General features: G+C 67.9%; 15 protein-coding genes. 8 read left to right on the forward strand and 7 right to left on the reverse strand.

The genetic code is table 11. The features are described 5' to 3' along the window. Positions 1-55: 55 nt before the first annotated feature. Complete coding sequence (locus WKB88_RS06380; protein ID WP_341393687.1) at positions 56-1471, reverse strand: amino acid permease; 1416 nt, start codon at positions 1469-1471, stop codon at positions 56-58. Positions 1472-1616: 145 nt separating this feature from the next. Here WKB88_RS06380 and WKB88_RS06385 point away from each other — a divergent pair, with 145 nt between their 5' ends. The 8 genes from WKB88_RS06385 to WKB88_RS06420 all read left to right on the forward strand — a co-directional run bounded on the left by WKB88_RS06385 (position 1617) and on the right by WKB88_RS06420 (position 11116). Then, a complete protein-coding gene (locus tag WKB88_RS06385; RefSeq protein WP_341393688.1) occupies positions 1617-2084 on the forward strand; it encodes an Lrp/AsnC family transcriptional regulator in 468 nt (155 codons plus the stop codon). A 165-nt stretch (positions 2085-2249) separates the two neighbouring features. Further along, positions 2250-2987: an NUDIX hydrolase gene (locus WKB88_RS06390; protein WP_341393689.1), complete on the forward strand. Its 738-nt coding sequence runs from the start codon at positions 2250-2252 to the stop codon at positions 2985-2987. Continuing rightward, positions 2984-4297: a quinolinate synthase NadA gene (gene nadA, locus WKB88_RS06395; protein ID WP_341393690.1), complete on the forward strand. Its 1314-nt coding sequence runs from the start codon at positions 2984-2986 to the stop codon at positions 4295-4297. Before WKB88_RS06390 ends, nadA begins: the two co-directional genes overlap by 4 nt. Further along, positions 4294-5958 (forward strand): L-aspartate oxidase, encoded by a 1665-nt coding sequence (gene nadB, locus WKB88_RS06400; protein ID WP_341393691.1) that lies wholly within the window; start codon positions 4294-4296, stop codon positions 5956-5958. Before nadA ends, nadB begins: the two co-directional genes overlap by 4 nt. 37 nt (positions 5959-5995) lie before the next feature. After that, positions 5996-6994, forward strand: a complete 999-nt coding sequence (gene nadC / locus WKB88_RS06405) for a carboxylating nicotinate-nucleotide diphosphorylase (RefSeq protein ID WP_341393692.1) — start codon at positions 5996-5998, stop codon at positions 6992-6994. Beyond that, positions 6991-8202 carry a cysteine desulfurase family protein gene (locus tag WKB88_RS06410; RefSeq protein WP_341393693.1) on the forward strand — a complete coding sequence of 404 codons (1212 nt, stop codon included), beginning with the start codon at positions 6991-6993 and terminating at the stop codon, positions 8200-8202. Before nadC ends, WKB88_RS06410 begins: the two co-directional genes overlap by 4 nt. After that, positions 8199-9623, forward strand: a complete 1425-nt coding sequence (locus WKB88_RS06415; protein WP_341393694.1) for a M20/M25/M40 family metallo-hydrolase — start codon at positions 8199-8201, stop codon at positions 9621-9623. The genes WKB88_RS06410 and WKB88_RS06415 overlap by 4 nt, the downstream gene beginning before the upstream one ends. Then, positions 9620-11116 carry an MFS transporter gene (locus tag WKB88_RS06420; RefSeq protein ID WP_341393695.1) on the forward strand — a complete coding sequence of 499 codons (1497 nt, stop codon included), beginning with the start codon at positions 9620-9622 and terminating at the stop codon, positions 11114-11116. The genes WKB88_RS06415 and WKB88_RS06420 overlap by 4 nt, the downstream gene beginning before the upstream one ends. A 1-nt stretch (position 11117) precedes the next feature. Here WKB88_RS06420 and WKB88_RS06425 read toward each other — a convergent pair whose 3' ends face one another. From WKB88_RS06425 to WKB88_RS06450, 6 genes are all read right to left on the reverse strand, one after another. Next, on the reverse strand, positions 11118-12029 hold the full coding sequence (locus tag WKB88_RS06425) for an oxidoreductase (RefSeq protein ID WP_341393696.1): 912 nt from the start codon (positions 12027-12029) through the stop codon (positions 11118-11120). 9 nt (positions 12030-12038) lie between these two features. Next, on the reverse strand, positions 12039-12506 hold the full coding sequence (locus WKB88_RS06430; protein ID WP_341393697.1) for a MarR family winged helix-turn-helix transcriptional regulator: 468 nt from the start codon (positions 12504-12506) through the stop codon (positions 12039-12041). Between the two features lie 9 nt (positions 12507-12515). Further along, on the reverse strand, positions 12516-13625 hold the full coding sequence (locus WKB88_RS06435; protein ID WP_341393698.1) for an LLM class flavin-dependent oxidoreductase: 1110 nt from the start codon (positions 13623-13625) through the stop codon (positions 12516-12518). Between the two features lie 124 nt (positions 13626-13749). After that, entirely contained in the window at positions 13750-16902 is a 3153-nt protein-coding gene (locus WKB88_RS06440) for an efflux RND transporter permease subunit (protein ID WP_341393699.1), read from the reverse strand. Between the two features lie 137 nt (positions 16903-17039). Further along, positions 17040-18530: a malate:quinone oxidoreductase gene (locus WKB88_RS06445; protein ID WP_341393700.1), complete on the reverse strand. Its 1491-nt coding sequence runs from the start codon at positions 18528-18530 to the stop codon at positions 17040-17042. Between the two features lie 103 nt (positions 18531-18633). Further along, positions 18634-20313: an ABC transporter substrate-binding protein gene (locus tag WKB88_RS06450; protein ID WP_341393701.1), complete on the reverse strand. Its 1680-nt coding sequence runs from the start codon at positions 20311-20313 to the stop codon at positions 18634-18636. Positions 20314-20386 lie beyond the last annotated feature (73 nt).

Raw genomic sequence — 20386 nt, forward strand, 5'->3', positions numbered from 1 at the left:
TGATCCGGCCGCCCGGCTCTGGTCGAGCCGCCCGTTTTAGTCGAGCTGCCCGGTTTTAGTCGAGCTGCCCGGCGCGTGACGTCCGGCGGTCCAGCAGCCACGCTGCCGTGCCCAGCACGCAGGTCAGGGCCAGTGTCGCCACCAGCTGGATACGCACCGCCGAATCCAGGAACCCGAGCACCACGATGCCGGCCAGCAGTGCCAGGGCGAAGTAGGACAGCCAGGGGAAGGCCCACATCTTGAAGGTGAGCTCCCTGCCGGCGGCCTCGGCGCGGCGGCGCAGGATGATCTGTGAAACGATCGACACGCCCCACACCACCAGGCAGGTGGACCCCACCAGGTTCAGCAGGAGCATCAGGACCTTCTCCGGGTACAGGTAGTTCAGCACCACGGCCAGGAACCCGAACGCGACGGAGGCAGCCACCGCCGCGCGGGGGACCCCGTTGGTGCTTTTGTGTCCCAGGGACCGGGGTGCCCGGCCCCGCTCGGCCAGCGAGAAGACCATCCGGGATGCCCCGTACAGGTTGGCGTTCAGCGCCGACAGCAGTGCCACAACTATGACTACGGCCATGACGGTGTCGGCGCCGGGAACCCGGGCGGCGGCCAGCGCCGCAACAAAGGGGCCGGTGCTGAGGGCTTCGCTGTCCCACGGCAGGATGGTGACAATCACCAGTACCGAACCAATGAACAAGACCAGGATGCGCCACACCACTGAGCTGATGGCCTTGGCGATGTTGGTCTCGGGGTTCTCGGTGTCGGCGGCGGCGACGGCGACGATCTCGGTGCCGCCGAAAGCAAAGACCACCAGCAGCAGCCCGGCGCCGACCCCGCTCCAGCCGTGGGGCATAAAGCCCCCGTTGCCGGTGAGGTTGCTCAGGCCGGGGGCCGGAACGTTGGGCAGCCAGCCGGCGATGAACGCGATGCCGATGCCCAGGAACGCCACGATGGCGAGCACCTTCAGCAGGGCGAACCAGTACTCGAACTCGCCGAAGCTCGCCACCCCTCCCAGATTGATGGCCGTGAACAGGGTCATGAAGGCCAAAGCCAGCACCCACTGCTCGGAGCCGGGCCACATGGAAGCAACAATGGCTGCCGCAGCAGTGGCCTCGGCTGCAATAACGATGACCAGCTGCAGCCACCACAGCCATCCGATGGTGGTGCCCGCCGGCCGGCCCAGCGCTTTCTCCGCATACACGGAGAAGGCGCCGCTGCTGGGATCCGCGGCAGCCATCTCGCCCATCATCCTCATGACCAGGATGACCATGGTGCCCGCAATAAGGAAGGACAGCAGGACTGCCGGTCCGGCGGCCTGGATGCCGGCTCCGGAGCCGACAAAAAGCCCGGTGCCGATGGCGCTGCCCAGGCTCATGAACACCAGATGGCGGGGGCGCATCTTCCGCACGTTGGGCGGTGCCGCCGGAAGCGGGGTGCCTGATCCGGAAGAACCGGCTGCGGACGTTCGGGTGGTCATGGAAATGGCGCCTTTGAAGTTGGGGGATTGCCATGAAGTGGCCTATCCATCCTATGCCGCGGGTGCCGACTAGAAGGAATGTAGAGCGTTAATGTCAGAATGCTTACAGTTTGCACAGCTGGGTGCTGTGCAGGAGAGGTTAAAAATGGCTACCGACGCTCTGGATGCCCGCATCATTGCACTGTTCACCGACGAACCCCGGATGTCGGTGCTGGAGGCATCGCGCACACTTCAGGTGGCGCGTGCCACGGTTCAGGCGCGGCTCGACCGGATGCAGCGGCTGGGGGTCATCTCGGGCTGGGGCCCGAGGGTGGACCCTGCCGCCCTGGGGTACGGGGTGGTGGCCTACTGTTCCCTGACGATCAGCCAGGATGCCGGGCACGCCGCCGTCGTCCGGGCACTGGAAGAGATCCCCGAAATCCAGGAAGTCCACACCGTCTCGGGTGAAAGTGACCTGCTGGCACGGGTGGCCGCCCGGTCCAACTCCGACCTGCAGCGCGTCATAGATGACATGGTTGCCACCCGCACCATTGTGCGCTCATCCTCGGTGATTGTGCTCAACACTCATTTTGAAGGCCGGACCCTGCCGCTGCTTCAGGCCGCCTCCGAATAATCCGCTGCGGATAGAACCCCCGGTCGGGCCGCCCGTAACTCCGCCGCGGCCGAATGTGACGCAGACCGCAGTATTTCCGCCGACATGAGTTAGAGTCATCCTGACTTTTACTCGCTCCGCGTCCGCGGGACGCAGCCGGGCCGGAGAGAGACGGACAACACCCACGTGGTTCACCAGCACAATGTCTACGGGAACGGCAACGTCTCAGAACGCGCCCGGCAGCCTCCCTCGCTCGCCATCTCCACCGTGATCTTCGCGCTCCGCCCGGACCCCGTCACCGGGCGTCCGGCGGTGTGGCTGCCTCTGGTGCGGCGCGTCCGTGAACCCTTCGGCGGATTATGGGCATTGCCGGGCGGGCCCCTCGGAGCACAGGAATCCCTGCAGGAAGCCGCCGCCGGCAACCTCGCGCAGACCACCGGTTTGGCCCCCCAGTACCTGGAGCAGCTGTACGCCTTCGGCGGGACCGGCCGGTCGCCGTCGCCACGGGTGGTCTCCATTGTGTATTGGGCCCTTGTCCAGCCCGATGAGGCCGCCCTGAGGCCCCGGGACGAAAACGTGGCGTGGTTTCCGGCCGAACGCCCCGGGGACCTGGCCTTTGACCACAACGAAATCGTGGAATACGCCCTCTGGCGCCTCCGGAACCGGATGGAGTACGGCTCCATTGCCTACGCCTTCCTGGGGCGGACCTTTACGCTGGCCCAGCTGCGTGAGGTCTATGAAGCGGTGCTCGGGCGGGAGCTCGAACCCGGCAACTTCCGCCGCCAGCTGCGCTCGGCCCCCGACATCGAGGCGACGGACGACTACGTGCAGGGCGGCCGGCACCGGCCTCCGCGCCTCTATCGGTACACCGGAGCAACACCCCAGTCCCATCCCGCCGGCAGCAACGAAAGCAGTGAATCATGAGGCAAGAACCCGGAATCCCGTCTCCCAGCGTCGCCGCTTCGGTTGCGCTGATCACGGCCGGGGAGGCAGCACGCGGGCAGACGTCCACGGCGACCTGCGCGCCGGACCTGGTGCTCCCGCCCTGGGAATTCGACGGCGTCCCGCTGCCGGACTACGGGCCCGGCGCGTCCATGCATGATCCCGCGCCGCGGTCCACCCCGCGGCAGGGCGGCCTCCCGGAGGAATACCGGCTGGCCTCCGATGCCGAGCTGAATGCGCGGATCCTCGCCGCCAAGGAAAGGCTCGGCGACCGGGCGGTGATCCTGGGCCACTTCTACCAGCGTGATGAGGTCATCCGCTACGCCGACTTTGTCGGCGATTCCTTTCAGCTGGCGAAGGCGGCCAAAGCGAAGCCCGACGCCGAAGCCATCATCTTCTGCGGCGTCCACTTCATGGCCGAAACCGCAGACCTGCTCTCCGGCCCGGACCAGGCCGTGGTGCTGCCAAACCTTGCTGCGGGCTGCTCGATGGCGGACATGGCGGACATCGATTCGGTGGCGGCGTGCTGGGACCAGCTCACCGCGCTTTTTGGCTCGGAGCCGGACGACGACGGCATGCTGCCGGTCATTCCGGTCACCTACATGAATTCCTCAGCCGCGCTGAAGGGGTTCTGCGGGGAAAACGGAGGGATTGTCTGCACCTCCTCGAACGCCGCCGCGGTTCTGGAGTGGGCCTTTGAACGCGGCCGGCGGGTGCTGTTCTTTCCCGACCAGCATCTGGGCCGGAACACGGCCAAGGCCATGGGGGTCCCCCTGGAAGCGATGCCGCTGTGGAATCCGCGCCTGCCGATGGGCGGCAACACGGCCGCCGAACTGCAGGAAGCCAGGGTGCTGCTGTGGAACGGCTTCTGCTCCGTCCACAAACGCTTCACCGTGGCGCAGATCGCCAAGGCGCGCGCGGATTTCCCGGATGTACGGGTGGTTGTGCATCCTGAATGCCCCATGCCCGTGGTGGACGCCGCCGATGAAGCAGGCTCCACCGACTACATCCTCAAGGCCGTTGCCGCGGCCCCGCCCGGCAGCACCTTTGCGGTGGGTACCGAAATCAACATGGTCAACCGCCTGGCCGCGCAGTATCCGCAGCACAGGATCTTCTGCCTGGACCCCGTGATCTGCCCCTGTTCCACCATGTACCGGATCCACCCCGGCTATCTGGCCTGGGTCCTGGAAGGACTGGTGAGGGGAGAAGTGCTGAACCGGATCACGGTTCCCGCGGACGTCGCCGTGCCGGCCCGGACCGCGCTGGAACGGATGCTGGCGGCGCACCCTTGATCGTCGTCGTCGGCAGCGGGATCGCAGGCCTTGCGGCCGCGCTGGGTGCGGTCCAGGCGGATCCGGGGGTTACCGTGGCGGTGCTTGCCAAGGACGGGGTGGAGCAAACCAACACCTGGCTCGCGCAGGGCGGGATTGCTGCCGTGGTGCCCGGTTCGGCGGCGCCCGGAGACACCGTGCAGGCACATGTCGCGGACACGCTGGCTGCCGGGGCCGGCAGGGCCGACGCCGAAGCGGTGCGCGTGATGTGCGCGGCGGCCGGCGGGCAGATCAAGCATCTGCTGCGCCTGGGTACGCCCTTTGACCGCGGACCGGCCGGTGCGCCGGCGCTGGGCAGGGAGGCGGCACACTCGGCCCGCCGCATCCTGCACGTTAACGGAGACGCCACCGGCGCGGGGATCGCCGCTGTCCTGCTGCGGGCTGCGGCGGCGGAACCGCGGATCACCATTCTGGAACCGGCCGTTGCCACCGGGCTGCTGCAGGAGCAGGGCCGGATTACCGGGGTGCGTCTGCTGCAGCGGGGACGGGCCGGGAACCTGGCGGCCGATGCGGTGATTCTCGCTGCCGGAGGAGCCGGGGCCCTGTACGCACACACCACCAATCCGGACTCGGCAACCGGTGACGGCGTGGCGCTGGCGGTTCGGGCCGGAGCCGCAGTGCGGGATTTGGAGTTCTTCCAGTTCCATCCGACGTCCCTCGATGTGCCGGGAAACCCGCTGATCTCCGAAGCGGTGCGCGGGGAGGGAGCCGTACTGCGCAGCGCCGCCGGCAGCCGGTTCCTGGCAGCGGTCCACCCCGATGCCGAGCTGGCTCCGCGCGACGTCGTGTCCCGGGCCGTGAGCGCCTACCTCCGGGAGAGCGGCGAATCCCGCGTCTGGCTGGATGCCACAGGCATTGCCGCTGACCGGGGACCGGGATATCTGGCCCGGCGGTTTCCGGCCCTGGACGCGCTGACCCGGAGCCACGGCTTGGACTGGGAACGTGACCTGCTGCCCGTGGTCCCGGCCGCGCATTACTGGATGGGAGGGGTGTCGACGGATCTCCGGGGCCGCACCTCGGTTCCCGGGCTGTACGCCGCCGGGGAGTGTGCCTGCACCGGGGTGCACGGGGCAAACCGCCTGGCCTCGAATTCTTTGCTGGAGGGCCTGGTGTTTGGCGCCCGGGCGGGATCAGCCGCCGCGGCGGACGGCCGCACCGGGGGGTTTTCTGCGGCCCCCGGGAGGCCGGGTCCGCAGGCCGCCGCTGCCTGCCCGCCGGCGGCGCCGACCGGCGGTGCGGGGGAGGAGACCGCGGTACCGTTCAGCCGTGCGGCCCTGCAGGACCTGATGTCCAGGCATGCCGGAATCCTTCGCAGCGGCGGCGGACTGAGTGCGGCTTCCGCGTGTGTGGCCCGGTGGCAGCAGGAAATTTCCGCCCCTGCAACGGACCGCAGAACGGCGGAGGACGCAAACCTGCTCACCTGCGCCGGGCAGCTCCTGGCGGCTGCGGCCCGGCGCACCGAATCCGTGGGCGCGCATTACCGGACCGACGAACGGACCGACGCACGGACTGATGCGCAGACCGCGCAGTCCGGGCTCCCCGCCGCCGGCGGAGCGGCTGGCGGAGCGGCTGCAGGATCGGCTGCCCGAGCGGCGGACCGCGCTCTGCACCCCACCCGCTGAGCCCCACACACTGAGCCCCACGAACGGAACCGGATCCATGAAGAGCCCCAACACCGCACCCGATACCGAATATGACAGCACACCGGATGACAGCACACCGGATGACAGCAGACAGGAAGGGAGCACACTGGATGACGACAGCACACCCGGCACTGCGCCGGCCCGGCACGCCGCAGATCCCGTGCCGGTGCCCGTGCCGCAGGAAGCGGTGGACCGCATCGTTGCCGCTGCGCTCGCCGAAGACGCACCGTGGGGTGACCTGACCTCCGAGCTGCTCGTTCCCCGGGACGCGCGGGCCTCGGCCGTCCTGACCGCGCGGGAAGCCGGCGTCTTCTGCGGAACGCAGGTGATCGAGGCCGCGTTCCGCCTGGTGTCACCGGAAACAGCAGTGCACTTCCGGGTCCGCGACGGGGAACCGTTCGACGCCGGACGCGTCCTGGCTGAGATCAGCGGCCCGGCCCGTGCCGTCCTGACGGCGGAACGGGTCGCGCTGAACCTGGCCCAGCGCCTGAGCGGCATCGCCACGCTGACGGCGGCCTTTGTCGCCCGGGCCGCAGGCACCGCCGCGCGGATTACCGATACCCGCAAGACCACTCCGGGCCTGAGAATCCTGGAACGGCACGCCGTGAGGTGCGGCGGCGGGCATAACCACCGCTTCAGCCTCTCGGACGCCGTCATGGCGAAAGACAACCATCTGGCGCTGCTTGCCGCCGGCGGACTGGACCTGGCGCAGGCGCTCGCGGCGGCCAAGGCGCGGCTTCCGCACACGGTGCACTTCGAAGTGGAGGTGGACCGTTTGGACCAGATCGAAGCAGCCCTCGCAGGCGGGGCTGACACCGTGCTGCTGGACAACTTCAGTCCGGAAGACCTCCGCCTGGGCGTGGAACTGGTTGCCGGCCGTGCCCTGACGGAGGCCAGCGGAAACGTGAACCTGGCAACGGTGGCGCAGATCGCCGCCACCGGAGTGGATCTTATTTCCGCCGGGGCCCTGACCCACAGTGTCCGCGCCCTGGACCTGGGGCTGGACCTGGTGTGATCTACCTGGACTCCGCCGCCACCGCCCCTCCGCGGCGAGAAGTGCTGGAAGCCATGTGGCCCCTCCTGACCGGCGGGTTCGGCAATCCGTCCAGCCGCCACTCGGTTGGGGAGGCCGCGGCTCGGGCGCTGGAGTCGGCCCGGGAGGCGGCGGCGTCGGTGCTGGGGTGCCGGCCGGCGGAGATCATCTTCACCTCCGGGGGAACCGAAGCGGACAACCTGGCGGTGAAGGGCCTGGCCCTGGCCGGGCTCGACCGCCTGTCCGGGGCCGCCGGAAACGGCCGCGCGCCGCACGTCGTCTCCACCGCCGTCGAACATCCCGCGGTGCTGGAATCGCTGGAGTATCTGCGGCGCAGGCACGGCTTCACCGTGACCCTGCTGCCTGTGGATGCCGCCGGACGGGTGGATCCGGCGGAGGCTGCCGCCGCCCTGACCCCTGCCACGGTGCTGTGTTCCGTGATGTACGCGAACAATGAAGTGGGCACTGTCCAGCCCATCCGGGAGATCGCCGCGCACTGCCGTGCAGCCGCGGTGCCGTTCCACACCGACGCCGTCCAGGCAGGCGGATGGCTGGACCTGGACGTCACCGGCCTGGGCGTGGACGCGCTGAGCCTGTCCGGCCACAAGCTCGGTGCGCCCAAGGGCACCGGGCTGCTGTACCTTCGCGGAGCGACGGCCCTTGAACCGCTTCTGCACGGCGGAGGCCAGGAACGCGGCCGGCGATCCGGCACGGAGAACGTGGCGGCAGCGGTGGGAATGGCAACAGCGCTGGTCTTGGCGGCAGCGGAACGGGAGGGCGGCGCCGGCCGTGCGGCAGCGCTGCGGGACCGCCTGATCGACGCCGTGCTGCACCGGGTCCGCGGTGCCCGCCTCACCGGGCACCGCACTGAGCGGCTGCCCGGCCATGCATCCTTCTGTTTTCCGGGGACTTCGGGCGAAGCGGTGCTGCTGGAACTGGAACGGGCCGGGGTGCTGTGCTCCAGCGGCTCCGCCTGCGCCGCCGGTTCCGATGAACCCTCCGCTGTGCTGACCGCCATGGGACTGGACCGGGAAACCGCCCAGACCGCCGTGCGGTTTACCTTTACCGCAGCCCTCGGCGAGCGCGAGATTGATCAGGCGGCAGAGGCGGTGGCCGGTGCCGTTGCCGCAGTGGGACGCCTCGGCGGGTCTCACGCCGCCGGTGTGGCCCCCGTTACACTCGGGGCATGAAACCGAAGACCACCGGATCAGAGCGTGCCGGCGCGGCAGCGGAAGCCGGGGCGGCTGCCGCTCCGAAACTCTCCCGCCTCATCACGTACCGGACCGTATCTTCCCGGGAGCCGCAGGACATCGAGATCGGTGAGTTCGACGGCTTCATCCGGGCGCTGCCCGAGTTGTTTCCCCTGGTCCACCGGCACCTCGGCCTGGAACGGGTGAACGGCTACGGGCTGCTCTACCACTGGAAAGCCGAGCCCGGCCGCGGCGATGCCCCGGGCAGTTCCGGAACCGGTGCCGGGGCCGCGGGCGCTCCGCTGGTGCTGATGGCCCACTACGACGTCGTCCCCGTGGCCCACCCGGAGGCCTGGCAGCATCCGCCCTTCTCCGGAGAGATATCCGAGGGCATGATCCGGGGCCGCGGAACCCTGGATGACAAGGGCTCCCTGGCAGCAATCCTGCAGGCCGTTGAACTGTTGCTGGCGGAGGACTTCACGCCCGCACGGGACGTCTACCTCTCGTTCGGGAACAACGAGGAAACATCAGGCACCACCGCGGGGGTAACTGCGGCGCTGCTGGAAGGCCGGGGCATCCGTCCGTGGATGGTCCTGGATGAAGGCGGAGCAGTGGCAACACAGGCCTTTCCCTTCGTGGACTGCCCGGTGGCAGTGGTGGGTGTCACCGAAAAGGGCATCCTTGACGTGGAACTGTCCACGGAGGACCCCGGGGGACACGCGTCCACGCCGCACCGCCGCGGTGCCACCGCCCGCCTGGCCCGGGCGATCGTTAGGCTTGACGAGAATCCGCTGCCCGCCGCCCTGCCCGGTCCGACGGTCGAAATGTTCGGACGGCTGGCACCCGCGGCCCGCTTTCCGGCGGGCCTGGTCTTCGGGAATATGGGTTTCTTCCGGGCTCCGCTCACCAGGATCCTGGCCCGCATGGGCGGAGAGTCGGAAGCGCTGACCCGCACCACGGTGGCGGTGACGCAGCTGCAGGGCAGCAGTGCCGCGAACGTCCTGGCGTCCCGGGCCACGGCCAACGCCAATATCCGGGTCGCCGTGGGGGACACGGTGGAGGGAACCATCAAGCGCCTGAGACGGATCATCCGCGACCCGTCCGTATCCCTGCGCGTGGTTGAAGGCAATGAACCCTCTCCGGTGTCCGCAACGGACAATGACCAGTTCGCCCTGCTGGCGCAGACCATTACGGACGTCTTTCCCGATGCCGTCCCGGCGCCCTACATCATGCTGGGCGGAACCGACTCGCGGCGCTTCACGGACATCTGCAACGCCGTGTACCGGTTCGCCCCGTTCCGGATGGACCGGCAGGCACGGGCCAGCGTCCACGGCGACAACGAATGCCTCGGGGTGAAGACGTTCGGGGAAGGCATCGTCTTCTACACCCGGCTGCTGCGCAGCCTCGGGGCGGGGCAGTGACTGCCGCCGCCGACGTCGGCCGCCGCGGCCTCCGCTCGCTGGGGCCGGTGGTGTTTTTCCTGGCCCTGGTCGAGATCACCAGCGGCATCCTGCAGGGGTACTACACCCCCATCCTCACGGACATCGCCCGCAACCTGGACATCGCCGACGGCGACGTGAACTGGTTCGAAGCCGCCCAGCTGATGCTCAGCGCGCTCGCAGTCCCGGTCCTGGCGAAACTCGGCGACATTTACGGGCACAAGCGAATCCTGCTGGTCTCCACCGTGCTGACCGCGGCTGCTTCCTGGGGCGTGGCCTTCGCCCCGGACTTCTGGACGTTTCTCGCGGCCTGGTCGCTGCAGGGCTTCTACGTTGTCTGGCTTCCGCTGGAAATTGCGCTGATCTTCAGCCGCTCCGCCGCACTCCCGGGACGGGCCGCGCTGACCCGCAAGGCGGCGGGCCTGCTGGTGGGAGCCCTGCAGTTCGGCGTGATCGCGGGCGCACTGGCCGCCGGCGTGCTGGTGGAGCTCTTCGCCGGCAGGCTGGAGCTCACCCTGATGGTCCCCGCGGCGGCAGTGACACTGTGCATCGCCGCCGTCCACTTCGGCGTGCCCGAGACCCGGGCGCAGGAGCGCGCCGGCGGCGTCCTGGACACCGGGGGATTCCTGCTGCTCGCCGTCGGACTGCTGCTGCTGACCTCTGGACTGAGCTTCCTGCGGATCAACGGCCCCGGCACCTGGTGGGTCTGGGCGGTCCTGCTGGCGGGGGCGGCTGCCTTTGTGCCGTTTGTGCGCTGGGAACTGGGCCGGCCGGACCCGCTGGTGGACTTCCGGATGCTGCAGGAGAAGACCATGTGGCCCGTCCAGCTCACCGCCGGCCTGTTCGGGATTTCCGTCCTGGGCGCCCAAGCCCCCATGTCCACGTTTGCGCGCACCGACAGCCAGGTGCACGGCTACGGGCTGGGGCTCGACGCCGGAAGCGTCTCCGTGATTATCGGGTCCTATGTCCTGTCGGTGCTCATCGGAGCGCTGCTCTTCCCCGTCGTTTCGCGGTTCACAACGCCGCGGCTTACCCTCAGCGGGGCGGCGGCACTGGTGGGAACCGGGTATCTGCTTTTCCTGCCCTTCCACGACTCGCTGGCGCAGACCCTGACCAACATGGTCGTTGCCGGCCTGGGATCGGGAGCCCTCGTCGCCGCGCTGCCCTCCGCCGCGGCAGCCGCGGCGCCGCTCAACCGCACCGGGATGGCGACCGGACTGACAAACACCACCAAAACCATCGGCGGGTCCTTTGCCTCGGCGGTGTTCGGGATAGCGCTGATGAGCGCGGCAACTGATGCCCTTGCCGGCGGTGCGGGGCTGCAGACGGCGGCTCCGCTCTCGGGCTACCTCACGGTGTGGGCCGTGTGCTCGGCAACAGGCTTCCTGGCCGCGGGCCTGCTGCTGCTGGTGCCGCGGCTGGCCTTTGCCGACGTTCCCCTGCCGGCCGCCGGCACCGGCACGACCGGTCCCTGAGCTAGTCCAGGCCTTCGAAGACCCCGCCGGTGAGCTTGGTGCTGACGTCCCAGAGCCGCCGGGCTGCCAGGGCATCGCGGGCCTGCGGGGCCGGCGTCACCGGGGCGGGTTTGCCGCGCAGCTGGCCGGGACCGTCCGGCCCGTAAAAGTCTCCGCCCCGCACGCCGGGAGCAGTCGCGGCATAGAGGGTGGGGAGCGCCCCGCGGGCCCCGCTTTGGCCAAGCAGGCGGAAGAAGCCGCCGAGGAGATCCAGGGTGGCGGGGTGGTGCATGCCGGCGGTGAGGTTGGTGCTGGCGAATCCGGGGTGGGCTGCGGCGGCCACCAGGTTTTCGCCGCGGGCCTGGAGCCGGCGGTTCAGCTCGAAGGTGAACAGCAGGTTGGCCAGCTTGCTCTGGTTGTACCGCGCCCACGGCCGGTAGCTGTGTTCAGCGGCCAGATCGTCGAAATCCATCCTTCCGCCGCGGTGCGCCAGGCTGGAGACGGTGACGACGCGCGGAGCAGGGGCGGCGCGCAGCATCGGCAGCAGCAGCCCGGTCAGGGCGAAGTGCCCCAGATGGTTTACCCCGAACTGGAGCTCGAAGCCGTCGGCGGTGGTGCGGTGCGGGGTTGCCATGACGCCGGCGTTGTTGATGAGCAGGTCCACGGGCCGCTCCTGCGCCGCGGCAAAGGCGCGGACGGACTCCAGCGAGCCCAGGTCCAGCTGCCGCACCCGCACGTCGTCGTTCCCTGTTTCGGCTCGGATGCGCTGCATTGCCGCTTCGCCGCGCTTGGCGTCCCGGCAGGCCAGCTCCACGCGTGCGCCCTTCGCCGCAAGAACGAGGGCGGTCTGCAGCCCCAGACCGCTGTTGGAGCCGGTGACGACGGCGGTTTTGCCGCTTTGGTCGGGAACGTCGCCGGCGCTGTAGGTTCTCACGGCCGCATGCTAGTCCGCGCTGGCGGCCAGGCTCGCCAGTACCTTGTCGGTGAGGGACTTCAGCTGCAGGAGCTCCTCGCTGCTGAGCGCCGGGGAGAGCAGCTCGTGAATGCCCTGGACATGCGCGCGGCCCAGCCGGCGCTGCAGGTCCCGGCCTGCGTCGGTCAGCGCCAGCTCGACGCCGCGCTGGTCATTCTCGGCCGGACGGCGCTGGAGGAGCCCCTTGGCTTCCATCCGCTCCACCATGCGGCTGAGGCTGGGCTGGCTGATCAGCAGGTGCTCATTCAGTTCATTCAGCCGGGTCCAGCCGGTCGGGCAGCGGGTGAGGTTGAACAGCACGTCATACTCGCGCATGGTCAGTTCCTTGAAGGCAGGATCCTTCTGGAGCCTCCGCATGACACCCACCTGGGTCCGGAAGAGGGACTCCCAGGTTTCGGCTGCCTGTCGAACGGGGACGCTGCTGGTATCCAGGGACATGTCTCTAGCCTACTGAAGAGAAGAGGCAGCGGATGTACGTGACGCCGCACTAAGGGCGGCTACCCGTGCGGCATGCGTGGGGCCGTCGGGGACATCGGCCGGGCGGCGGGCGTCAAATTCACGGCGCAGTTCCGGCAGGACGTACTCCCCAAAGAGGTCCAGCTGCTCAAGCACCGTTTTCAGCGGCAGTCCGGCATGGTCAATAAGGAAGAGCTGGCGCTGGTAGTCGCCGAAGTACTCCTGGAAGGACAGGGTCTTCTCGATGACCTCCTGCGGACTGCCCACGGTGAGCGGAGTCTGCGCGGTGAAATCCTCCATCGAGGGGCCGTGGCCGTACACCGGCGCGTTGTCGAAGTAGGGGCGGAATTCGTTCACCGCGTCCTGCGAGTTCTTCCGCATGAAGAACTGGCCGCCCAGGCCCACCACCGCCTGGTCCGCGCGGCCGTGGCCGTAGTGCTCGTAGCGTTCGCGGTACAGGCTGATGAGCTGCATGTAGTGCTCCTTCGGCCAGAAAATGTTGTTGGCAAAGAAGCCGTCCCCGAAGTAGGCGGCAATCTCCGCGACCTGCGGCGTGCGGATGGAGCCGTGCCAGACGAAGGGTGCGACGCCGTCGAGCGGCCGCGGCGTGGACGTGAAGTTGCGCAGCGGGGTGCGGAACTTCCCCTCCCAGTTCACCGTGTCCTTGTCCCAGAGCTGGCGGAGCAGGTTGTAGTTTTCCACGGTCAGCTCCACCGAGTCCTGCATGTTCTTGCCGAACCAGGGGTAGACGGGAGCGGTGTTGCCCCGGCCCAGGACCAGGTCCACCCTGCCGTCGGAGAGGTGCTGCAGCATGGCAAAGTCCTCGGCGATCTTCACCGGGTCATTGGTGGTGATCAGCGTGGTGGCGGTCGAGAGGATGATCCGCTCGGTCTGGGCGGCAATGTAGCCCAGCAGTGTGGTGGGGGAGCTGGCGTAGAACGGCGGGTTGTGGTGCTCGCCGGTGGCGTAGACATCCATGCCGATCTCTTCGACCTTCTTGGCGATGGCAACGGCCGACTTGATGCGTTCACCTTCAGTGGGCGTCCGCCCGGTGACGGGGTCGCGGGTGATGTCGCTGACGCTGAATACGCCGATCTGCATGGTGTCCTCCAATGGTTGGCCGGCGGATGACAAATCTGCCTGCCCTAAGTATATGCATTTGCATGTACTACCCGTAACTCCGGCGGCCGGACAATCATTCCCGGCACCTCGTTCTGCGCCCGGCCTAGGCCTGGACCGGACCGGACTCGGCGGGTGTCCGGTCGGTGGAGTGGCGGTGCCGGTTTGCCCGCTTCTCCCGCGAGCCCTCCACCAGCCGGTACAGCACCGGCACCAGGATCAGGGTCAGCACGGTGGAGGAGACCAGGCCGCCGATCACCACAATCGCCAGCGGCCGGGAGATGAAACCGCCTTCGCCGGTAACGCCCAGTGCCATCGGAGTAAGCGCAAACACCGTCGCGAGCGCGGTCATCAGGATGGGCCCCAGGCGCTGCCGTGCCCCGCGCATGATGGCGTCGGACACGTTCATCCCCGGCCGGCCCTCGTGCGGGCGCCGGTACTGGTTGATCAGGTCCACCAGCACGATGGCGTTGGTGACCACAATCCCGACCAGCATCAGCATGCCCACCAGGGAGGGCAGGCCCAGCGGCACCCCGGTGACCAGCAGGAGCAGGATTGCTCCGGTGGCGGCAAACGGAACGGACACGAGCAGGATCAGCGGCTGGATCAGCGACTTGAACGTGGCCACCATGATGACGTACACAATGGCAATCGCTGCCAGCAGGGCCAGTCCCAGCTGCGTGAAGGACTCGTTCTGCTGGGTGGCGGCACCGGAGAGGGTGGCGGTGACGCTGGCCGGCAGCTCTATGTCCTCCAGCTGGGCCTGCACCTCGGTGATCGCCGCCCCCAGGTTGTCGCCCGCAGGGGCCACGGAGACGACCGCGGTGCGCTCGCCGCCGGAGGAGGAAATCGACGTCGGCACATCCACTTCCTCCACCGTGGCCAGGGAGCTCAGCGGCACGCTGCCCGAGCCGGCCGGCACCGGCACTGCACTGAGCTGCTCAACGCTCGTAATCGGGGTGCCCTCGCCGATAAGCACCGGGAAGTCATCGGTGCCGATCCGGACGGTTCCGCCCGGGAGCGGGCTGAGCGTGGAGGCCACAAGCCCTGCAATCTGCTGTTCGTTCAGCCCGGCCTCAACGGCCTTGGCCCGGTCAATCGAAATCTGCACCACGGGGGAGGACGAGGAAAGGTTGCTCGTGACCTCGCCCGCGGACGGCAGCTTGGACATGGCCTCCACCAGCTGGTCGGAGGCCGGCTGCAGCTCATTCGGGTCTCCGGCGGAGAGGCTGATGTCCACCGTGTTGGAGGTGCCGAAGCCGCCGCCGGTGGTTCCCAGCGTGACGTTCCCGGCGTCGTCGTCCAGGTTCTCCAGTTCATTGCTGACGGTTTCCCGCAGTGCCACCTGATCCACGCCCGGTTCGGTGATCACGGTGAAGGAGGCCACCGCGGACCCGCCGGCGGTGAAGGCGGCAAAGCCGGAGTTCGACGTACCCATGGTGACCTGGACGTCCCTGACGCCCTCGGTGCCGCTGAGCACCTCCTCCACCTCTTCGGCAGCAGCCGAGGTGGTTTCCAGCGAGGTGCCCGGCGGCATTTCCTGCCGCACGCTGAACGTGTTCTGCCCGGTGTCCCCGAGCAGATTGGTCTGCAGCAGCGGGGTCATGGCCGCGGTGCCGACCAGCACGACAAGGCCGGCGGCCAGGGTGTAGGCGGGGTGGCGCTGTGTGCCGCGCAGGATCGGCAGGTACCCGCGCTGCAGGAGGGTCCGGGACTCCTTGGCTTCCACTTCGGCGCGGTAGGCGGCAGGATCGGCGACCGGCCGGGAGGACTTCAGGAACCAGTACGCCAGCACCGGAACAATGGTCAGGGATACCAGCAGGGAGGCCAGCAGCGCCAGCGACGTGGTGATGGCGAACGGGCGGAACAGTTCACCGGACAGGCCGCCCACGAAGGCGATCGGCGCAAAAACGGCCACGGTGGTCAGGGTGGAGGCGGTGATGGCGCCGGCCACTTCACGGACGGCGGTCAGGATGGCGGTGCGCTTGTCCGTGCCGTATCCCAGGTGCCGCTTGATGTTTTCAATGACCACAATGGAGTCATCCACCACCCGGCCGATCGCGATGGTCAGGGCGCCCAGGGTCAGGATGTTCAGCGAGTACCCGAAGGCCAGCAGCCCAATGAACGTCACCAGCAGGGACAGCGGGATGGAGACGGCGGTGACCAGGGTGGAGCGCACCGACAGCAGGAAGACCAGGATCACCAGGACTGCAAACCCCAGGCCCAGGATGCCTTCGGTGGTGAGGTTGGAAATGGACTCCTCGATGAAGGGCGCCTGGTCGAAGACCACAGTGAACTTTGCCCCGTTGCCCAGCTCGTCCTGCAGCGACGGCAGCAGATCCAGCACCTCGTGCGAGATGCCCACCGTATCCCCGGCCGGTGTCTTGGTGATGGAGACGGCAAGCGTCGGCTCCCCGTTGGTGCGCGTGATCGAGGTGTTTTCATCTTCGGTGATGTCCACGGAGGCGACGTCGCCGATGGTCACGGGGGCGCCGTCGTCGTCGCTGCCGGAATCCCGGGTGGATTCAAGCGGCAGCGCGGAGATTTTCTCCAGGCTGTCCAGCGGGCTGCCGACCTGGATGGGCAGTGACCGGGTGTCTTCGGCAACGGTGCCGGCCGGCACCAGGGCCCCGCTGTTTTCCAGCGCCTCCGAGATGGCCGACGGCGAGACGCCCAGGGCGGCCAGCGCCGCCTGGTCGGGAAGGATGGCGATGCTGCGGGTGGACCCGCCGGTGACTTCGGCGGTCCGGACGCCTTCGATCTTCTGCAGCCGCGGTACGGTCAGCCGCTGCAGGTCTGCGTTGAGCTCGGCCAGCGGCTGGTCCGAGGAGACGGCCAGGTACACGATGGGGAAGTCGCTGATGCTGCCGGCCAGGGACTGCGGGTTGGTGTCCTCGGGCAGCAGCTGCCGGGCGTTGGAGATGGCCCGGTCCACCTGGCCGCGGGCGCGGTCCAGATCGGTGCCGTAGGCAAAGGTCAGATTGATGGTGGAGATTGAGGACCGCGAGGTGGCGGAGGAGGATTCAAGGCCCTCGACGGCGGTGAGGGCGCCTTCCAGCGGTTCGCTGACCTGCTTGTCCACCACCTCCGGGGACGCACCGGGCAGTGCCGTGATCACGGTGATCTGCGGAAACTCCAGGGACGGGATGAGCTCCTGTTTCAGGGAACCCATGGAGATCACGCCGAAGACCACCGTGAAGACGGTGATCAGGGCAATGAGCGCCCGGTTGGAGAGGGAAAGCTTGGCCAAACGGTCCATGAGCCTGCCTTAGGGAGGACTGAACTAACGTAGATCGGCAAAACGTTCCGGGCAGGCGAACCGTTCCGGTGCAGAGTGTTCGAAGGACCGGGCCAACCGGATGGGTCGGCCCGGTCCCACGGGTAAAACGGGTGCGGCTAGCTCAGGCCGAGGACGCGGTTGGTGTCCTTGGTGATGTCCTCGAGCAGCGACTCATTCTCGTTGAGCTTGACGCCGTAGCCCGGGATCATGTCCTTGAGCTTGGGCTCCCAGCCGGGGAAGTCCGCGGGGAAGCAGCGCTTGAGCAGGTTGACCATGATCGGCGGGGCAGTGGACGCACCCGGGGACGCACCCAGCAGGGCGCCGATGGTGCCGTCGGCTCCGGTGATGAGCTCGGTGCCGAACTGCAGCACGCCGCCCTTCTTCGGGTCCTTCTTAATGACCTGGACGCGCTGGCCCGCGGTGATCAGGTCCCAGCCGTCGGTGACGGCGCCGGGCATGAATTCCTGAAGGGCAGCCGTCTTGCCTTCGCGGGTCTTCAGCACCTCGGTGATCAGGTACTTCACCAGCGACATGTTGTCCTTGGCGACGGCCAGCATCGGCACCAGGTTGTCCGGGCGCACGGAGCCGGGCAGATCCAGCAGCGAACCTCCCTTGAGGAACTTGGGGGAGAAGCCGCCGTACGGGCCGAACAGCAGCGAACGCTTGCCGTTGACGAACCGGGTGTCCAGGTGCGGGACGGACATGGGCGGGGCGCCCACCGAGGCCTGGCCGTAGACCTTGGCGTTGTGGCGGGCAATGATCGACTCATCCGTGGAGCGCAGGAACTGGCCGGAGACGGGGAAACCGCCGAAACCCTTGCCCTCGGGGATGCCGGAGGCCTGCAGCAGGTGCAGGGCGCCGCCGCCGCCGCCAATGAAGACGAAGCGGGCAGACACCGTGCGGGACTGGCCGGTGGCACGGTTCTTGACCTTGACGTCCCAGCCGCCGCTGGAGGAACGGGAAACGTTGTTGACCTCGTGGCCAAAATTCATTTCCACGCCGTTGTCGCCCAGGTACCCGGTCAGTTCACGGGTCAGGGCGCCGAAGTCGACGTCGGTGCCGCCGGCTACACGGGAGGCTGCAATCCGCTGCGAGGGATCCCGGCCTTCCATGATCAGCGGAGCCCATTCGGCCACCTTGGCGTGGTCTTCGGAGAATTCCATGGTCTTGAACAGCGGCTGCGCGCTCAGCGACTCGTGGCGGCGGCGCAGGTACTCGGAGTGCGCGTCACCCCAGACAAAGCTCATGTGGGGCAGCGGGTTGATGAAGTTGTTCGAGATATGGCCGGAAGAGACCATGTGGGACCAGAACTGGCGGGAAACCTGGAACTGTTCGTTAATCCCTACGGCCTTGGCCGGGTCAACGGAACCGTCGGCCGAGGCGGGGCTGTAGTTCAGTTCGCAGAGCGCGGCGTGGCCGGTCCCGGCATTGTTCCAGGGATCCGAGCTTTCCATGCCGGCGCGGTCGAGGCGCTCAAACAGGGAAATGTCCCAGTCCGGCGCCAGCTGCTTCAGGAACGCCCCGAGGGTCGCGCTCATGATGCCGCCGCCGATCAGCAGTACATCGGTCTTTGTTGCGGACGTGTCCGCGGGGCTATTAGCAGTCAACTTCGTATCTCCAGTCGCGAGGGCGCTAGCCCTAGAAGCGTATCGCTCCCGGGGCCCGTACTAAAATCACCCTCTTGCTTCCCGGAGTACGGGCGTCGGGGAGTTACTGTTCGCGCAGCTCGATCTGGTTGAAGACCTCGTTGAGGAGGGGAGAGGTGGGATAGACGGCAACCCGGGGGGAGCACGCCAGCGCGGAGATGGGGAAGGCCAGCGGCACGGCCGGAACCCGGGTGGAAATACGGTCGCTGATGGCCGTGTATGCCTCGGTCTGCTCCGGCCCCGAGTCCAGCGTCCGGGCCCGGTCGATCTTGCTCAGCAGCTGGGCGTCGTCGTAGGCGAATTCCTCGGTGTAGCTGCCGAAGAGGCTTCCCACGAAGTTGTCCGGATCGTCATAGGTGCCGCTGATGCCGAACAGGTGCAGGGCGCGGTCTCCGCTGCGCTGCACGCTCTGCACATAGTCATCGGACCATTCCACCGGAACCGGCTTGATGTTCAGTCCCGCGGCGGTGAGCTGGCGGCTAAGTTCCGCGTACACGCGCTCCGGCGTCGGCAGGTAGGCGCGCGTGACGTGGCGGGGGTAGTGGAACGGCAGCTCGGCGCCGTCGTATCCGGCTTCCTTGAGCAGCTCCGCCGCCCGTTCCGGATCGTAGCCGTAGGTGGTGACGGATCCCGAGCTGACACCGAGTTTTTCGGGCACAAACTGGTTGGCCTGCTTGGTGCCGTTGAGGAACAGCCCGTCCAGCAGGGCATCCTTGTCGATGGCATGCGCAATGGCCTGGCGCATTTTGATGTTCTCCAGGCCCGGGAAGGCCTGGTTGATCCCCAGGTACATGACCGAGTAGGGGTCGCGCTGCAGGATCTGCATTCCGTTGCGGGCCAGATCGTCCACGTCGGAGACAGTCACCAGGTCGTAGCCGTCCACCTCGCCGGTTTTCAGTGCGCGCAGCCGGCTGGCCGGGCTGGTCATCGTCTTGAAGACAAGGGTGGCGATTTGGCCGCGTTCGCCCCAGTACTCCGGGTACGCTTCCAGACGCACTTCGTCTCCGTCCCAGGACTGAAGGGAAAAAGGCCCGGTGCCCACCGGGCGGGAGGCGTAGTCGGAAATTTTCTGGCCGTCTTTGTCGCTGGTCAGGGCATCGGCATTGAACTGCTGCAGGGCCTTCGGGGAAGACATGGCAAACTCGGGCGAGGCCAGCGCGGGAATGAATGCCGCAAGCCGGGTGGCCAGTTCAATGCTGACAGTGTATTCATCCACCGCGGTGCAGGATTTGTACACCGCCAGTGCCGGGCTGTCCGAATAGGCGTTGAAGACGGCCTCATAGGCGAGGTGGCCGGAGCCGCGGGCGGATGCCGGCAGGTTGTACCAGCGGTCGAAGTTGGCGCACACGGCGTCGGCGTTGAAGGGTTCACCGTCGTGGAAGGTGACGCCTCTGCGCAGCTTGAAGGTGTAGATGCGGCCGTCTTCGGACTGGGTCCAGCTCTCGGCCAGCAGCGGAGTGGGTGCCGAGGTCAGGGGATCCACCCCGACAAGACCTTCCATGATCTGGCGGGTAATCCGGTGGCTTTCGGTGTCCGTAGCCAGGGCCGGGTCCAGGCCGGCGGGGCGGGCCGCGGTGGCGAACGTGAAGGTGGCATCGGGTGCACCCGCCGCCGTGCCGGAGGCGGACGCTGACGCGGTGGCTTCGGCGTCGGGCGGGGCGGCGGTGCATCCGGCGAGGGCCAGGGCGCCGAGCAGGGCACCGGCCCTCAGGAAGGAGCGGCGGCCGATGCCGGGATCTGTCACAGCTGCTGTTCTCCTCCGGGACGCTCCATCCCTGGTTTTTCTCTAACGGTGATTGCCGGCGGCGTTGCCACAT

The sequence above is a fragment of the Arthrobacter sp. G119Y2 genome, assembly GCF_038069765.1.
Lineage (GTDB): Bacteria > Actinomycetota > Actinomycetes > Actinomycetales > Micrococcaceae > Arthrobacter_B.